We start from the raw sequence: 17,119 nt of genomic DNA on the forward strand, positions 1-17,119 counted from the left end.
CGAGGAGTGCCTCGCCCGCGGCCTGCGCGAGGTGCGCTTCATCCACGGCAAGGGCATCGGGGTGCAGCGGACCATCGTGCAGGAGATCCTGGCCGCGCATCCGGAGGTGGAGGCGTTCGGGCATCCGTCCGACGCGTCGGGGTGGGGCGCGACGGTGGCGAGCCTGCGCCCGCGGGAGGGCCGCTGATGGGCCGCAAGCGCCGGCCCCGTGGCGACGGCGACGATCCGCGGCCCCGCCGCGGGATGCGCCGCTCGATCCGGTTCGACGCCGCGGAGGAGTGGCCCGAGGAGCGCCGCCTGCACCGCGGCGAGGACGCCCCGCCGGAGATCATGCTGCGCAAGCTGAAGCTGCTCGCGGCCCTCGAGCGCCTCGAGTTCCAGCTGCGCGCCCACGCCGTCAGGGGCACGCCGCGGGTGCTGGTGGTGCACGGCAAGGGGTCGTCGTCGCCGGGCGGCGTGTCGATCCTCGGGCCCGAGGTCAGGAAGTGGTGTGACGCGCATCCCGGCCTGGTGGTATCATGGCAGGAGGCCCCCCCGCGTTGGGGCGGAGCGGGCGCCATCGTCGTCAACCTGCGCACCTGAGCGCCCGGGACCGCCATGACCATCGACCGCTTCGTCGACCCCGACGACGGGGACGCCGACGCCCCCGCCGAGGGCTTCCTCGCCAGCCGCACCGCCCTGGTGACCGGCGCCGCCCGCCGCGTGGGGCGCGCCCTGGCCCTGGCTCTCGCCGCCGAGGGCGCCCATGTCGTCATCCACCATCACACCGCGGTCGACGAGGCCAAGGCGCTGGCGAAGGAGATCCGGCACCGGGGCGGCAGCGCCGACGTGCTGCCGGGCGATCTGGCCGACGCCGCCGTGGCCCGCGCCCTGCCCGCGCGCGCGGCCGAACTGAGCGGCAACCCCCTCGACATCCTGGTGAACAACGCCGCGGGCTTCGTGCGGGCCGACTTCGCCGCCACCGACGCGGCGACCTGGGACCGCCTGCACGCCGTGAACCTGCGTGCGCCCTTCCTCCTGGCCCAGGGCTTCGCGGCGCAGCTGCCCGCGAAGTGGACCGGCGACATCGTCAACCTCAACGACGCGCGGTCCCTCGTCGGCGACCCCGAGCATTTCGCCTACGCCGTGGCGAAGGTGGGGCTGCAGGGGCTGACGCGGAACCTGGCCCGGGCCCTCGCGCCGCGCATCGAGGTGAACGAGATCGCCCTGGGCGCCGTGCTCGCGCCCGACGCCGGCGACTACCTGCACACCACGCGCGACGAGCTGCCTGCCGGGCGTTTTCCGCACCTGGACGAGGTGATCTCCGCTATGATGTTCATCCTCGGCACGCGCGGCGTGTCGGGCCAGACCATCCGCATCGACGGAGGCCAGTTCCTGGCCTGAACGGGGAGCGCATCAGCTTGGGACGCCTGAAGAAAGAACTCATCGTCGTCGGTGATCGCCTGCTCATCCGCCCGGAGGAGGGAGAGGAGCGCACCAACGCCGGCCTGATCCTGCCGCAGACGGCCGTGGCCTCGCGCCAGGCCCGCGGCGGTTGGGTGGTTTCGGTGGGCCCGGGCACGCCGGTCATCTCGCCCCTGGACTTCGGCGAGGACGGCTGGGGCGACGACGACAGCCTGCCGCCCCGCTTCATGCCCATGCAGGCCCAGGAGGGCGACTACGCGCTCTTCCTGCACAAGGCCGCCGTCGAGATCACCTTCGAAGAGAAGAAGTACCTGATCGTTCCGAACAACGCGGTGCTCGTGCTGGTGCGCGAGGGCTTCGACGCCGAGCACGAGGCCGGCTGGGAGGAACGGAACTCGAACTAGGGGGAAGCCATGTCCCGCCGCAGCCGTGCCATCGCGCCCGCATTCCTGCTCATCGCCCTGTCCGCTCTGGTCGCCGGTTGCGGTGACGACGATCAGCCCCTGGCCAGCGCGGCCTTCCGTCTCGACCTGCGCATCGCCGACGCGTCCGGCGCGCCGGTGCCCGGACTGGAGGTGGGGCTGCACGTGCCCATTCCCGGCCTGGAGCCCGTCGCCGCCAAGGCCGCCACCCGCCTGGAATTCGCGGTGGCGGTGGGCTGCAGCGTCAGGGTCGACGTGGACGACATGGAGGGCCGGCCCTACCAGGTGCTCGTGCGCGACGCCTTCGGGCCGGGGGTCTACGCCCTGCTGTTCGGGGCGGGGAGCCCGCCGCCCATCGGCACCCACGTCTACCGCGCCCGGATGACGGCGTGGGACGACTCCACGACCTACCACACCGAGAGCGTGCTGATGACCCTGATGACCAGTTTCGACGTGGACCAGATGCCCATCCTCGGCACGTCCGACGCGGACGGCGCCGTCCGGTGCGACGACCGGCGCGAGTTCCCCTTCCTCTACGACATCTGGCCGCAGATGGCCCGCGACGAGAACGGCGACGAGATGGGCGAGTTCACGCCCGCGAGCGAAGTGGAGTTCCTGCTGCGGGAGGCGGGCACGGGCGACAGCTGGGTGCGCTACACGGCCGTGATCGAGCCGGGGGTCAATCGGGTCGACCTGGTCTGGGATCCGCAACCGAAGCGGGGTGCCGTCGCGGCGCCATCCGGACCGCGGAGCGTAGAGGCGGCTGGTCGCGCGGATGTGTTCCGACGGAAGGACCTGCCCCTGCCGCAGGTGTTCGACCTGCGGCCGAACTATCCCAACCCCTTCAACTGAGCCCGATCCGGTTCAGCGCACCAGGGTGACCGGCCGCGACTGCGACCCGGCGCCGTCACCGGTCAGGCGCACCAGGTACACCGCCGACGCCACGCCGCGGCCGCCGTCGTCGCAGCCGTCCCAGGCGAAGCGGTGGGCGCCGGCCTGCCGTCGGACCGGAGGGGCCAGCGTGCGCACCCGCCGTCCGGCCACATCGACGATCTCGACGCCCACGTTGGCCGCCCGGTCGAGGACGAAGCCCACGGTCGTGCGCGGGTTCGCCGGATTGGGCGCCGGCGCCGCCAGCCGGATGCGACCGTCCGCCGCGCCGGGCACCGCCGCGGCGCCCGGGTACAGGAGGGTCGTCGTCACGACCACGAACTCGGCCGGGGCCAGCGGTGCGAAGCCGACCCGGAGGATGACCCGACCGGCGGCGATGTCGGCGGCGGTCATGGTGGTGCCCAGGCCGCACTGCACGAAGTAGGCGTCGTTGGGCGACGTGCCGGCGAAGTACCCGGAGCGGTACAGGCCGAACAGGAAGCCGTCGGTGTCCGTGCGCAGCTCGTTCCAAAGGGTGGCGTCGTTGTCCAGGAGATCGAACCAGCCGGTGCCCTGCCCGATCGAGCGCGCCATGTGCAGCGCCATGCGCCGCACCGCGACGTAGCGCCACTCCGGATCGCTGCTCAGCGTGCGCGCCCCCCACACCCGGATGCCCGCCAGGTTGCGGATGACGTTGATGTTCTGCGCGTTCAGCTGGTCGTTCGTCGCCGTGTCGATGTCCACGGCGACCGCGATGGCCGTGGCCAGGACTCCGAACGGCGAATCGGAAGGCGACGTCGCGCAGATCAGCCCGGCCACGAAGCCGCTGGGCGGCAGCAGCTGCGAGACGCCCGTGGGGGCGGCGTGGATCCAGGGGAAGTAGAGGGCGCCGTGCCCTGCGGGGGCGTCGAGCCCGGCCCGCTGCAGCTGGATACCCGGCAGACCCGTCGGCGAAGCCGGATCCAGCACCGCGAACAGGCCCTGGCGGCGGGCGAAGTCGAGCAGGGCGTCCTGCACCAGATCGGTGCCCACGCCGGGAATCGCCACCACCGAAACGTCCGGCCAGCCGGCCAGGGCCCGCAGGCCGGTGGCCGTCGGGCCGGATCCGAACCCGATCAGGTCGGCGGGGGCGTCGGACGCGACCCGCACGATGCGCGCCTGCCCGCCGCCGTTGGCGAAGAACGCGGCGACCGAGGGGGCCAGGTAGGGGTTCGCCAGGCCGGTGGTCGCGGTGCCGAAGACGGCGCCGAACTCGGCCCAGCTCGTGACGAGGACCGCTTCGTCCAGGGGGCCCTGGGCGGCGAGCCCCACGAAGCCGGCGGTCATGGTGTCGGCGGGCGCGATGGGACCAGCGGTGGGGACGATGTCCCGCGCGGAGCCGGGCGCCCCCGCGAGGGCGGCGCAACCCCACATGACGATGAGAACCAGGATGTGGCGGTGGCCGGTGACCATGGCGTGTCTCTCCGGAGAAGGTGGGACGGCCGCATCGAGGACGATTTTCCCAGATCCGCGCATCACGGTCAAGACGACCGCCCCCGGGGCCGGGCCCGGGGGCGGTGCATCGTCCCGTTCACGCGTCGGCGTCTACCGCCAGTCCTTCGGCTCCGGATACAGCGCGTCCCACCACGCCGAACGCCCCTTGAGGTGCTTGGCCAGGAAGGCGAGGATCGTGTCGTTCCACACGATGCGCTGCTCGTGGTCGAGGATGTGGTGGTCCTGCCCGACGATCTGCACGTACTCGACCTCCTTGCCCAGCATCTTCAGGGCGGTGAAGAGCTGGTCGCTCTCGCCCTTGGGCACGTTCACGTCGCTGTCGCCGTGCACGAGCAGCAGCGGCGTCGTGATCCGGTCCGCCTGGAAGAGCGCGCTCTGGCCGATGTACAGCTCCTGGTCGGCCCAGGGGAAGCTGCCCGCCAGGGCGCGCGCGCCGTAGGCGTAGCCCCACAGCCCCTCGCCCCAGTAGCTGCTGATGTCCGAGATGCCGGCGTGGCTCACGGCGGCGGCGAAGAGGTCGGTCTGGGTGATGATGTACTCGGTGAGGAAGCCGCCGTAGCTCGCGCCCATGCAGCCCACCTTCGACGCGTCGGCGAAGGGGTGGGCGGCGAGGAACTTCTCGGTGCCCTCGATCACCTCGGGCGCGGTGAGCCGGCCCCAGTCGTTCACGTGGCGCGCGGCGAACTCCTGGCCGTAGCCCGTGGCGCCGCTCGGGTTGGGCACGTAGACCACGTAGTCCTGGCCGGCCCAGACGTTCTTCGGGTAGCGGCCGCCGAAGCTGCGATCGATGGGCGAGGTGCCGCCGTAGTAGTAGACGATGACCGGGTACTTGCGGGCCGGATCGAATCCGGGCGGGTAGTAGACGAACCCGTCGAGGTCCATGCCCTTGTCGAGCTTCGCCACCCAGGGTTCGACCTTGCCGAAGACCACGTCGGCGTACCAGGCCGCACCCGGATCGAGCAGCAGCTTCGCGCTGTTCTTCTTCAGGTCGACCACGTGCACCGTGTTGGGGCTGGTGCTGCCGGTGCCGCGGGAGACGGCGATGCGGGCGTCGTCGGCCACCGCGAACTGGTCGCACGCCTCGACGCCGGTCGCGACCCGTTCCCACGCGCCGCCCGGCTTCAGCCGCCACACCGTGACGAACTGCGTGTCGGTGCAGCGCGCGTAGATCATGCCGTCGGCGCGCGACCAGCTCACCGAGCCGACGTCCGGCCGGAAGTCGACGGTCAGGGCGGAAGGCCGGCGCGCGGCGAGGTCGAAGAGGTAGAGCTGTCCGCCGTAGTCGTTGGCCTGCATGCCGTCGGGCAGGTCGCGGCCCAGGCCGTCGAAGGCCGAGGGCGAGCCGCTCAGGAGCAGCGACTTCCCGTCCGGGCTCCAGATGGCGCCGCCGATCCAGGGATCGTCCAGCACCTGTTCGACGGCGAGGGTCTTCAGGTCCATCAGGTGCATGGTGCTGGTGAAGTAGGGGCGGGCGGTGAGGTCCTGCTCGCTGGTGAAGAAGACCATGCGGCTGCCGTCGGGCGAGACGGCCCAGTTGTCGGCGCTCACCGGACCGGCGGTCAGGCGGCGGGTGACGCCGGCGGGCACGAAGACCTGCTCCAGATGCGAGCGGTTGCGCCACCAGGGCTGGCGGTCGGCCGGATCGTGCACCCGCTTCACCTTGCGGCTGTCGGCCTCGGCGGTGCGGTTGACGGCGTAGATGATGGAGCCGCCGTCCGGGGTCCAGGCCCAGCCGCCGAGCTGCTCGACGTCGGCCAGGACGACGGCGGTCTCGCCGGTGTCGAGGTCGTAGGTGCGCAGGGTGGCCTTGTCGCCGGCGGTGGTCTGCCAGGTCACCTTGTGGCCCTGCGGGTGCCAGTCCACGCCGCCGGGGGCATGGCTGCCGCGCCACAGGTTCACCAGCCGGCCGGACTTCGTCTCCCGCACCTCGAGCCAGCTCTCGCGGTCCTTGCCGTTGCGGTACTCGCCCAGGCTGATGGCCACCAGCTGGCCGTCCGGCGAGATGGCGACGCTGCCCACCCGCGGCGCGTCCAGGACGGTGTGGATGTCGACGGGGCGCGCGGCGTCGCTGCCCACCGTCGTGGCGGCGTCGGCGGCACCGGGCGTGACGGAGAGGGAGAAGGTCCAGGTGGCCTCGCTGCCGGGGGCGCGCAGGGTGCGCAGCACCACGAGCTGCTTGCCGATGGCGGCCTTCACCTTGGCGGTGCGCACGGCCGGGGCGCCGTCGGCGCCGTCCTTCCTGTCGAAGGCCAGGGCCGCGCCGCCGCAGGTGCCCGCCACGGGCGCATCGCCGGTGACGGTCAGGGTGAATTCCTGCCAGCGGTCGGTGCCCACGGTGAAGGCCAGGTAGCGGGCGGTGGCGTCGTCGGTGCCGAGCTCCACCGCGCCGTCGGCCGCCGTGCGGGCACGCCAGTGCACCTTGGTTCCGCCCGGGCCCGCGAAGGCGTCGCCGTCGGCCGGCCACGCGGCGCCGCTGCCGTCGTCGCCGGGCAGGGCGGGCAGGCCGGCCAGCAGGTCGTCCCAACTCACGCCCGCGCGGTCCGCGTCGTGGAAGGCGGGCAGGGCCAGGGAGATCGCGTCGCTGACGAGGACCTCGGTCACCGCGACGGGGGCCGGACCGCCGGTGTCGGCGTCGGCGGCCAGGGTCGGCGCGGCCGCGGCCAGCAGCAGGATCAGGAGCGGCAGCGCGGACGGACGGAGAATGCGGAACGGAAACATGCAGGCCTCCAGGACGACGGAGATCGGAATGCGGGGGGTCGCGCCATGATACTCCACCGGGCGCCCGGGCCCAACCGCCGAATGGCGCGGGATGCCGCCCCGCCGCCGGACCAGGCCGGGGATTGGTGGAAACGGGAGCCGATCCGTATGGTATGATGCGGGCATCCCGAATCCCATGCCGACCGTCCCGAGGAGTCCCGCCATGTCCCGTCGCCCGTTCGCCCCGGCCGCCAGCGTCCGCCTCTGCGCCCCGATCGTGGGCCTGCTGCTCCTGGCTCCGGCCCTCGCCGCCGCCGCCGATCTCGACTGGTCGTGGGGCCATCCGCGCCCCCAGGGCAATCCCGTCTTCGGGCTCGTCTTCCAGGACGACCAGACCGGCTGGGCCGTGGCTCGCGGCGGCCAGGTGCTGCGCACCGACGACGGCGCGGTGACCTGGCACGTGGTGCAGGGCCTGGGCGGGGTGGGGGCCGACCTCATGGACATCGTCCAGCTGCCCGGCGGCGCGCTCATCGCCGGCGGCGACGGCCTGCACCGCAGCACCGACGGCGGCTTCAGCTGGGAGCTCCTGTCCGTGCCGGCGGCCGGACCCTTCCACGACCTGACCCTGATACCCGGCGGCGGGGTCTCGGCCGGCGGCGACGGCGGCGCCGTCGTCGTCTCGACCGACGGCGGCACCACCTGGACCGACGTCGGGCCGGGGACCGGCGTCATCCGCCACCACCTGTGGCGCAGCGCCACCGAGGCCTACGTGGTGGGCGACTGGACCAACCTGCACACCGTCGACGGCGGCGTCACCTGGACCCCGACCTTCCCCCTGATGGATCCCCTGCTCAACGAGGTCTTCTTCACCGGCCCGGACACGGGCTTCATCGCCGAAGCCTTCAAGTACTGGGTCACCACCGACGGCGGCGCCACCTGGCAGCCCGGTCCCGACTTCGACGGCGGTCCCCTGTACCGCTACCGCACGCTGCTCGTGTCGCCGGACCACTGGCTGGTCACGGCCCACGGCGAGGGCGGCGAGTTGTGGGAGACCCTCGACGGCGGCGCCACCTGGACGCAGCTGCACTTCTCGTGGCATGTGGGGTACCCGGCCATCGCGGCCCTGCCGGGCGGCCGGGTGGTCGTGGCCGGCGACGACGGGGGCCTCTTCCGCTCGGACGATCTGGGCCACACGCTGGTCCTGGCCGGACACAACGTGGGCGCCGCCACGGTGTACGCCACTGTCGACATCCTGGCCGCGCGGCCCGACGGCACGCTCTTCGCCTACGGCGATCCTTCGGTGAGCGGCATCCCCCCCGTGTGGATGCGCAGCGACGACGGCGGCTTCAACTGGACCGACGGCGGCGACCTGGACGAGATGGTGAAGATCAGCAACGCGATCTTCGTCGACGACGCGATCGGCCTGGCGGGCGGCTGGAACACCGTGCTGCGCTCGGCCGACGGCGGCGCCACCTGGGCTCCCGCGAGCTGGGCCGGGGGCGGCTGGGTGCGCGGCTTCGCGGCGCCGGCGCCGGACAACGTCTTCCTCGCCGGCAGCAACGGCTCGGGCGGCGGCAGCATCTACCGGAGCACCGACGGCGGCCAGACCTGGGCGCCCGTCGGCGGCGGCCTGCCCGTCGGCACCTTCGACGTGTGGGCGGTGCGCTTCGGCAGCCCGCTGGTCGGTCTGGTCAGCGGCAACGTGGGCGGTCTCGGCCGCACCTACCGTACCACCGACGGGGGCGCCACCTGGGCCCTGGTGGGTGGTCTGTCCGGCGCGGTCCAGCCGGGCGCCTGGCCCGAACCGGACGTGGTGTTCGGCTCCGTGGGCCAGGACGTCGTGCGCTCGCTGAACGGCGGCCTGACCTGGCAGACCGTCGGCGTCGGTCGGGGCTCGGCCCTGGCGTTCCGCGACGCCGACGAGGGCGTCGCCTGGAGCACCCATGGCGGCCTTCACCGCACCGAGGACGGCGGCCAGACCTGGACCCCCCTCGATGTGCCCTTCCGCAGCCCGATCCCGCCCGCCACGACCTACACCTGGATCGGGGCTGCGACCTGGTCGGAAGCCGGCCTCGTCGTGGGCAGCGCCGAGCTGCGCATCCTGGTCGGGGCCGATCCGGCCGTGTCGCCGGTGCCGCCGACGGCCGGTCCCGTCGTGCGGGCCCTGCGGCTCGACGATCCGTGGCCCAATCCGGCCAATCCCATGACGGACATCAGGTTCCACCTGGCCGAGGCCGGCCCGGTCCTGGTCACGGTGCACGATGTGGCCGGCCGGCGGGTGCGGACGGTGGTGCGGGAGAACCGGGCCGCGGGCGCCCATGTGGTGACCTGGCACGGGGATGACGACGCGGGGCGCCCGGTGGCGTCGGGGCTGTATCTGGTGCAGGCCGTTTCGCGGGGGAACCGCGCGACCGCCAAGCTCACGCTCGTCAAGTAGGGGGAAGCATCGGGAACGCGGGATGCCCCCCGGCACGTTCTGTGCTATACTGCCGCCCACCGGGCTCGGATGCCCGGCACTGCGACACCGTCAGGACGACATCGCCATCGCAAACCACATCTGGAGGGATCACGATGACTCGAGCGGCCATCCGCATCGTCATGGCTCTGACCGCGTTCCTGCTGGTCGGCGCCGCCTACGCCCAGGGCGACGACTGCGTCGCGTTCGGCGACTACACGCACCTCGACGCGACGGTGCAGACCGGCGCGCGCTTCCTGGACCGGGCGGGGGACCTGGTCTACACGAGCTCCCTGCAGATCATCGACGTGTCCGTCCCCGGCGCCCCCGACTTCGCCGGCAGCTTCCCCGGCCAGGACGGCGACGTGCGCGGCATCCAGGTGGCCGGCGGCCATCTGTACGTCATCTACAGCGCCGCCGACGGCGAGGGCTTCAACGGTCTGGCCGTCTACGACCTGGCCGACCCGAATGCGCCGACCCTGACCGGCACCCTGTCCATGCCCCAGTTCATGACCCAGCTGCGGGTCATCGGCGAGCGCGCCTACCTGCGCAACGACCAGGGCCGGCTGCTCATCGTCGACGTCAGCGACCCGGCCTTCCCCGAGGGCCTCGGCAGCATCGGCCAGACCTGGCTCGACTCGTTCGACGTGCGCGGCGACTGGCTCTACGCCGTCGACGCCCTCGCGAACGACGTGGTGGCCATCGACGTGAGCGATCCCACGACCCTCAGCGTCGGCTACCGCCTGCCCCTGACGGGCATCATCTCCATCACCTTCAACGGCGACACGGGCTACTTCCTGCACGACGGCGGCGGCACCGACGTGCTCGAGTTCACCGGCCCGGACCAGTACATCACCGCCGGCAGCTTCCCCGCCATCACGCGGCCGCTCGTGCTCCGCGGCACCATGGCGTACGCCTACGGCCTGCCGCTGGCGGTGTACGACGTCGCCGACGCGGCGAATCCCGCCCTGGTGCTCGAGGCGCCCTTCGTCATCCACGACGGCATGCTCGACGGCGACCGGCTCCTGGTCGGGCTGTCGAACGCCTTCGCCGAGCTGGCCGTGGGCCTGGAGCCCGGCACGCCGGCCACGACGGCGGTCGAGGTCGAGGCGACCCTGGCCGGCATGGCCGCCTTCGGCACCGACGGCCTGGTCACCCTGAGCCGCATGGGCCTGGAGACCTGGGACGCGTCGGACTGCTCGGCGCCCGCCCTGCAGGGCGGCTTCATGTGGCAGGGCAACGTGCGCGGCCACGCGGTGTCGGGCGACATCCTCTTCGTCCTCTTCCAGGGCAGCAGCTTCGGCAACTCCGTCCTGGCGGCGTACGACCTGTCCGATCCGGCCAACCCGGCCGAGCTCGGCCGCAAGACCTTCAACTTCGAGATGACCGGCCTCGTGGCCAACGCGGAGTACCTGTACAGCAGCGAGTTCGGTTCGCTGATCGTCATCGACGCCTTCGATCCGGCCGACCCGGTCCTGCTGTCGAAGACCGACGGAGCGGGCTTCTCGCCCATCGCGGCCATCGACGGCGACGTCATGCTGGCCGCCATCGACGCCGAGGTGACCCACTTCGACGTGAGTGATCCGGGCGCCCCGGTGGCCATGTCGGTCATCGTCGTCAGCGACCCCGCGCTCCACATCGCCATGGCCAACGACCTGGCCGTGGTCACCCACGCGGGCGGCGCGCGCATCTACGACGTCACCGACCTGGGCACCAAGTCGCTGGTGGGCAAGGTCATCGTGCCCGGCGTGGTCGACGGCGTGGCCTTCGACGGCACCCACCTGTACCTCGAGAGCAACGGCGTGCACGTCTTCGACGTGAGCGATCCCGGCGCGGCCTTCCCCATGGGGAGCCTGGGCTACGAGGCCGACCGCCTGGCCCATCTGACCCTGGTGGGCTCGTGCCTGTACGGCGACCACTACCTGACCGGCGACCGCGGCCGCATCGTCATCGCGCCGACGGCGTGCACGGACGAGCCGCCCGTGGAGGGTCCGGTCGTGGTCATCGACATCAAGCCCGGCAGCGACACCAACCCGATCAACTGCCGCAGCCACCACGGGGTGATCCCGGTGGCCATCCTGACCACCGACGACTTCGACGCGCTCACCGTGGACCACAACACGGTGCGGTTCGGTCCCGGCGAGGCCATGGAGGTCCATGTGCACCGCGGCCGGTGCGACGACGACGGCGACGACGATGACGACGACGGCGAGGGCGGCGACGACAAGAGCCGCGGCGGACGGAACGGCCGGGGCGGTCACGACGACCGGAACGGCCGCGGCGGCCACGACGACGGCGATCACCGGGGCGGCCGCGACGGCCATGGCGACCGCGGGCGGGGCCACGGCCACGGTCACGGCCGCGGCTGCGACAACCCCGGTCACGGTCATGGCCGGGACTGCGACGGCGAACTGCAGCGCCACGAGGAAGACGTCGACGGCGACGGCGACATCGACCTGGTGCTCCACTTCGCCAAGGCCGAGGCCATGATCGCCTGCGGCGACACCGAGGCCTTCCTGACGGGCGAGACCTTCGCCGGCGAGAGCTTCACGGCCAGCGACGTGGTGTGCACCACGGGCGACTGCTGCCGCGATGACGATGACGGCGAGGACGACGGCGAAGGCGGTCACGAGAAGGAACTGACCGGCGTGGCCGTCAAGGCGAGCCTGGGCCTGTCGCCCAACCCGTTCAACCCCCAGACGACCATCGCCTTCGCCCTGCCCGAGGCGGGCCGGGTGCGGGTCGACGTGTACGACGTGACCGGTCGGCGCATCGCGACCGTCGCCGACGAGAGCTACGGCGTCGGCGAGCACCGCGTCACCTGGGCGGGCCTGGACCAGGGCGGCCGTCCGGTGGCCAGCGGCGTGTACTTCGTGCGCCTCGCGGGCCCCGGCTTCACGCTGCAGCAGCGGGCCCTGCTGCTGAAGTAGTCCCGTCGGTCCCGACGCGAACAGGACGGCCCCTTCCCCGGCGGAAGGGGCCGTCCGCTTTTCCGCGGTGGCCGTTTGCATTCCCGGCGCGGCGCGCTATCATGGCGCCGCCGGCCGCACGGCGGTGCCCATCCGCCCGGTCCCGGCCCCGGATCCTCCGGCTCCACCCCGGCGTCGAGGCACGACCACGGACCGCACGCCCCTGCTGCCCAAGCTCGTCACCACCCTGCGCGAGGGCTACGACCGCGCGACGTTCGCACGCGACGTGACCGCCGGCGTCATCGTCGGCGTGGTGGCCCTGCCCCTGGCCATCGCGTTCGCGGTCGCGTCCGGCCTGGCCCCGGCGCAGGGGCTGGTCACGGCCATCGTCGCCGGCTTCCTCATCTCGGCCCTCGGCGGCAGCCGGGTGCAGATCGGCGGACCCACCGGCGCCTTCATCGTCCTGGTCGCCGAGATCGTCCATCGCCACGGCTACGCCGGGCTGCAGACCGCGACCCTGATGGCCGGCGGCCTGCTGCTGGTCATGGGCCTGGCGCGCCTGGGTGGCGTCATCCGCTTCATCCCCTATCCGCTGACGGTCGGGTTCACCGGCGGCATCGCCCTGATCATCGCCGCCGGCCAGCTGCGCGACCTGTGCGGCCTGCGCATGAGCGAGGTCCCGGCCGGCTTCCTGGCCAAGCTGCGGGCGTACGCCGCGGTGGCCGACACCTGGAACCCGTGGGCCCTGGGCCTCGGTCTGGGCACCATGCTGCTGGTGTGGGCGTGGCCGCGGGTGACGCGCAAGGTGCCGGGCTCGCTGGTGGCCATCGTCCTGACCACCGCGGCGGTGCAACTGGCCCACCTGCCGGTGGAGACCATCGGTTCGCGCTTCGGGGCGGTGCCGACGTCGCCGCCGGCGCCGCACCTGCCCGACCTGTCCTGGCCCCTGGTCAGCAGCCTCTTCTCGCCGGCCCTGGCCATCGCCCTGCTGGCCGGCATCGAGTCGCTGCTGTCGGCGGTCGTGGCCGACGGCATGACCGGCCGCCGCCACCGCTCGGACATGGAGATCATCGCCCAGGGCGTGGCCAACATCGCCTCGCCCCTCTTCGGCGGCATGCCGGCCACGGGGGCCATCGCGCGCACGGCCACGAACGTCAGCAGCGGCGGCGCCACGCCGGTGGCGGGAATGGTCCACGCCCTGACCCTGCTGCTGCTCATGCTCGTGTTCGGGCGCTGGGCGGCGCTCATCCCCATGGCGACCCTGGCGGGCATCCTGCTGGTCGTCGCCGGCAACATGAGCGAGTGGCGGTACTTCCTGAAGATGCTGCGCAGCCCGCGCAGCGACGTGCTGGTCATGGTCAACGCCTTCGCCCTGACGGTGCTGGTCGATCTGACCATCGCCATCCAGGTCGGGGTGGTCCTCAGCGCGCTGCTGTTCATGCGGCGCATGGCCGACGTCACCCAGGCCTCGTACCTCGCGGGCGCGGGGGCGGTCGACGAGGCGTCCGACCCCGCGGCCCTGATGCACCGCGAGGTGCCCGAGGGCGTGGCCGTGTTCGAGATCGACGGGCCGTTCTTCTTCGGGGCGGCCGACAAGTTCAAGTCGGCCATCAACCGCATCGACCGGGCGCCGCGGGTGCTGGTGCTGCGCCTGCGGCACGTGCCGGCCATCGACGCCACGGCGCTGCGCGCCCTCGAGGACGTCATCGCCCGCTCGGGCCGGTCCGGCACGCGGGTCGTGTTCTCGGGCCTGCAACCGGCCCCGCTGGCGACCCTGCGGCGGGCCGGCATCGCCGCGGCGGTGGGCGAGGACAACGTCACCGGGGACATCGACGCGGCCCTGGCGCGGGCCCGCGAACTGCTGGCCGCCGACGGGAACGAGGCGCTATAACGAGTTGATTTCCCCGCGGTCCCGTTCCATCCTAGGGCGCTATGAAGATCTCCAGATGGGCAAAACGGTTCTGGCTCTTCCTGATCCGCCTGCAGCGCGAGATCGGGTACGACGACTGCATGGGCATGGCGGCGCAGATCGCCTACTACACCATGCTGGGCCTCTTCCCGTTCATGATCTTCCTGCTCAGTCTGCTCAGCACCTTCCCCCTCGGCGAGTCGCTGCAACCCCTCATGCTCGACGAACTGAAGTCGCAGATGCCGGTCGAGGCGGCGCAGTACGTCACCGACACCGTGCTGAACCTGCTGCCCAACCGCAACGGCGGTCTGCTCGGCTTCGGTCTGCTCGCCTCGCTGTGGGGCGCGTCCATGGCCATCGGGGCGCTCATCACCACCATCAACCGGGCCTACAACATCAGGCCGCGGCGGAACATGGCGGTGCAGAAGGTCTACGCCATCGTCCTGACGCTCGTGCTGTCCGGCCTGTGGCTGCTGGCCATGACCATCGTGCTCGTGGGCCCCGAGATCACCCAGCAGCTCTTCCAGATCCTCGGCATCGCCAGCGAGACCAACACCTTCTGGACCAGCATCCGGCTGCCCATGGCCTTCGTGCTGAACCTCGTCGCCCTGTCGATCCTGTACTACATCGCCCCCGAGGCGAAACAGAAGTTCCGCTGGATCCTGCCCGGCGCCCTCACCTCGACCATCCTCTGGATGGCGGCCTCGTCGGCCTTCCGCGTGTTCCTGCGCAACTTCGGCACCTACAACAAGTCGTACGGATCCCTGGCCGCGGTGGTCATCCTGCTGGTGTGGCTGTGGATCTCGGGTTTCGTCTTCCTGCTCGGCGCCGAGATCAACGCCCTGATGAAGCGGCAGGAAGAGGAAGACGGCATCCGGCCGTTCCGGCGCCTGCGCTGAGGCGCCCCGGGAGGTACCCCGCCATGGCGAACGTCATGAAGGCCGTCTGGCAGGGCGGCATGCGGTTCCGCCACACCTCGGCCTCGGGACATGAGGTCCTCACCGACGCCCCGACCGCCGCCGGCGGCACCGGCACGGCGCCGTCGCCCATGGAACTGATGATCCTGGGCCTGATCGGCTGCACGGGGGTCGACGTGGCCTCGATCCTGGCCAAGATGAAGCAGCCCCTCGAGGGTCTCGAGGTGAGCGCCGCCGCCGAGCGCGCCGAGGACCACCCCCGGGTGTACACCCGGATCCACCTGACGTACCGCCTGCGGGGCGACCTGGACGAGAACAAGGTCAAGCGGGCCATCGAGTTGTCCGAGAGCCGCTACTGCTCGGCCTCGGCCATGCTGGCGGGCACGGCCACCATCACCCACGAGTTCGTGCTGGACAAGTGACCTGCCGGTGTGATGTTCTTCAGAACGACCGGACCAATGTTGATCATTCGGGGGAATTCTGGTAATCTTGACATGCCGATGAGGGGCCACGTCCCGGCCTCTCCGTCGCCGGGCTCCGTTCGCATGGGGGAATTGCGGGGGAGCCTTCGTCTGCCGTGAGGGAAAAGATCATGTCTGTTCATCCGCTTCGAACCTGTTGCGTGCTCGTGCTGTTGCTGGCAGCCGGTGCGGTGGCCACGCCCGCCCGGGCCGTCGAGGTCAGTCCCGACCTGCGGGCCTATCTCGACGACGACCCCAACCCCGGCATGATCCCCATCCTCATGGTCTTCGACGATCCGGACACGGTGGGCGGCCTGCCCCTGCCGGATCTCAAGGAAGCCGATCCCCAGAAGCGCCGTGACCGCGTGATCGCCGCCCTGAAGAAGAAGAGCCGCCGCGCCCAGCGCACGGCGTCGGCCATTCTCGAAGGCCGCGGCGCCCACGGTGTCGTCGCCGTGCACGAACTGTACGTGGCGAACGCCTTGACCTTCCTGGCCAAGCCCGCGGTCGTGGAGGAGCTGGCGCACCTGCCCATCGGGGCCACGCTCTACTTCGACATGCCCTTCGCGGACGGCGACGAGGCCGAACCGCTCGACACCAAGCGGGGCGGGGACGGGGCCGACGCGACGGCCCTGGACATCGGACGGCTGCTGCAGCGTGACCATGGGAGTTCCCGCGGCCCCGTGATCGGGCACGTCGGCCCGGGCCTGGTTCCCGGGGGCGACCCGTCCGTCCGGCTGTGGACCAATCCCGGCGAGATCGCCGGCAATGCCATCGACGACGACGCCAACGGCTTCGTCGACGATCTGCACGGCTGGGATTTCGGCGTCGAGCACGGCGGGGACGACAAGGTCGCGCCGACCGGCGCTGTCCCGGGCCGGCCGACGGCGGAGCTGGCGGCCCTGCTCGCCGTGGCCGTGCCGGACGCCGAGCTCATGATGCTCGACACCGAGTGGGACGACGATGCGGGCAGTTCGCTGGCCACCATGTGGGCGGCCATCCAGTACGCGCTGGAGAACGGCGCCGACGCGGTCGCGGCGACCGTCTGCGCTCCGGCCGACCTCTGCCCGCGTCTGCAGCAGGCCGTCACGCATCACGACAGCAACCTCGCCCTGACCGGGGTCGCGACCATTCCGGTGCCGGCGCCCCAGGGCGTCTTCAACCGGGCATTCCTTGCCGGCCGGACGCCGGCGGCGGAGGCTGCGGCCCCGAGGTTGCGGCCCAACGTGCCCAACCCGTTCAACCCGAGCACCGAGGTGCGCTTCGTGCTGACGCGCGCCGGATCCGTCGAGGTCGGCGTCTACGACCTGGCCGGACGCCTGGTGCGCACCCTCCTCGCCGAGAGCCTGCCCGCCGGCGAACGGTCGCTGACCTGGGATGGCCGCGACACGGCGGGCCGCGCCGTGCCCAGCGGCGTCTACTTCGCCCGGGTCCGCACGACCGACGGCGTGGCCACCGGGCGCATGACCCTGCTCAAGTGATCGGGCGGGCCGCCGCCCGCCGCCGCGATCCCGCACGAAGGCCGCCCCGGGGGCGGCCTTCGGCTTGTCGTCGACGCGTGTCCCCCGGGGCCGCCGCTTC

13 protein-coding genes are annotated in these 17,119 nt (G+C 72.0%); 11 read left to right on the forward strand and 2 right to left on the reverse strand.

The window, feature by feature from the left end; translation table 11 throughout:
- The 5 genes from KDM41_12820 to KDM41_12840 all read left to right on the forward strand — a co-directional run.
- Nucleotides 1-187, forward strand: a 187-nt coding sequence (locus KDM41_12820; protein ID MCB1184311.1) for a Smr/MutS family protein, incomplete at its 5' end; no start/stop codon positions are given.
- Nucleotides 187-582 (forward strand): Smr/MutS family protein, encoded by a 396-nt coding sequence (locus KDM41_12825; GenBank protein ID MCB1184312.1) that lies wholly within the window; start codon nucleotides 187-189, stop codon nucleotides 580-582. The genes KDM41_12820 and KDM41_12825, both read left to right, overlap by 1 nt.
- A gap of 15 nt (nucleotides 583-597) precedes the next feature.
- A complete protein-coding gene (locus KDM41_12830) occupies nucleotides 598-1,383 on the forward strand; it encodes an SDR family oxidoreductase (protein MCB1184313.1) in 786 nt (261 codons plus the stop codon).
- Between the two features lie 17 nt (nucleotides 1,384-1,400).
- Nucleotides 1,401-1,808, forward strand: coding sequence for a co-chaperone GroES (locus KDM41_12835; GenBank protein ID MCB1184314.1), 408 nt, complete (start codon nucleotides 1,401-1,403; stop codon nucleotides 1,806-1,808).
- Between the two features lie 9 nt (nucleotides 1,809-1,817).
- Nucleotides 1,818-2,678 carry a hypothetical protein gene (locus KDM41_12840; GenBank protein ID MCB1184315.1) on the forward strand — a complete coding sequence of 287 codons (861 nt, stop codon included), beginning with the start codon at nucleotides 1,818-1,820 and terminating at the stop codon, nucleotides 2,676-2,678.
- Between the two features lie 12 nt (nucleotides 2,679-2,690).
- On the opposite strand, the gene KDM41_12845 is transcribed toward KDM41_12840, so the two are convergent.
- Both KDM41_12845 and KDM41_12850 read right to left on the reverse strand, forming a co-directional pair.
- On the reverse strand, nucleotides 2,691-4,148 hold the full coding sequence (locus KDM41_12845) for a hypothetical protein (GenBank protein MCB1184316.1): 1,458 nt from the start codon (nucleotides 4,146-4,148) through the stop codon (nucleotides 2,691-2,693).
- 132 nt (nucleotides 4,149-4,280) lie between these two features.
- The gene (locus KDM41_12850; protein ID MCB1184317.1) at nucleotides 4,281-6,908 is read right to left on the reverse strand and encodes a S9 family peptidase; all 2,628 of its coding nucleotides are present in this window, start codon (nucleotides 6,906-6,908) and stop codon (nucleotides 4,281-4,283) included.
- Between the two features lie 202 nt (nucleotides 6,909-7,110).
- Between KDM41_12850 and KDM41_12855 the strand changes: the two genes are divergently transcribed.
- From KDM41_12855 to KDM41_12880, 6 genes are all read left to right on the forward strand, one after another.
- Entirely contained in the window at nucleotides 7,111-9,324 is a 2,214-nt protein-coding gene (locus KDM41_12855) for a hypothetical protein (protein MCB1184318.1), read from the forward strand.
- Nucleotides 9,325-9,458: 134 nt separating this feature from the next.
- On the forward strand, nucleotides 9,459-12,272 hold the full coding sequence (locus KDM41_12860) for a T9SS type A sorting domain-containing protein (protein MCB1184319.1): 2,814 nt from the start codon (nucleotides 9,459-9,461) through the stop codon (nucleotides 12,270-12,272).
- Nucleotides 12,273-12,474: 202 nt separating this feature from the next.
- Nucleotides 12,475-14,142 (forward strand): sulfate permease, encoded by a 1,668-nt coding sequence (gene sulP, locus KDM41_12865; protein MCB1184320.1) that lies wholly within the window; start codon nucleotides 12,475-12,477, stop codon nucleotides 14,140-14,142.
- A 41-nt stretch (nucleotides 14,143-14,183) separates the two neighbouring features.
- Complete coding sequence (locus tag KDM41_12870) at nucleotides 14,184-15,059, forward strand: YihY/virulence factor BrkB family protein (GenBank protein ID MCB1184321.1); 876 nt, start codon at nucleotides 14,184-14,186, stop codon at nucleotides 15,057-15,059.
- A gap of 35 nt (nucleotides 15,060-15,094) precedes the next feature.
- Complete coding sequence (locus KDM41_12875; protein MCB1184322.1) at nucleotides 15,095-15,499, forward strand: OsmC family protein; 405 nt, start codon at nucleotides 15,095-15,097, stop codon at nucleotides 15,497-15,499.
- A 170-nt stretch (nucleotides 15,500-15,669) separates the two neighbouring features.
- Nucleotides 15,670-17,019 carry a T9SS type A sorting domain-containing protein gene (locus KDM41_12880; GenBank protein ID MCB1184323.1) on the forward strand — a complete coding sequence of 450 codons (1,350 nt, stop codon included), beginning with the start codon at nucleotides 15,670-15,672 and terminating at the stop codon, nucleotides 17,017-17,019.
- The last annotated feature ends 100 nt before the right edge of the window (nucleotides 17,020-17,119 follow it).

This window comes from bacterium (genome assembly GCA_020440705.1).
GTDB lineage: Bacteria > Krumholzibacteriota > Krumholzibacteriia > LZORAL124-64-63 > LZORAL124-64-63 > JAGRNP01.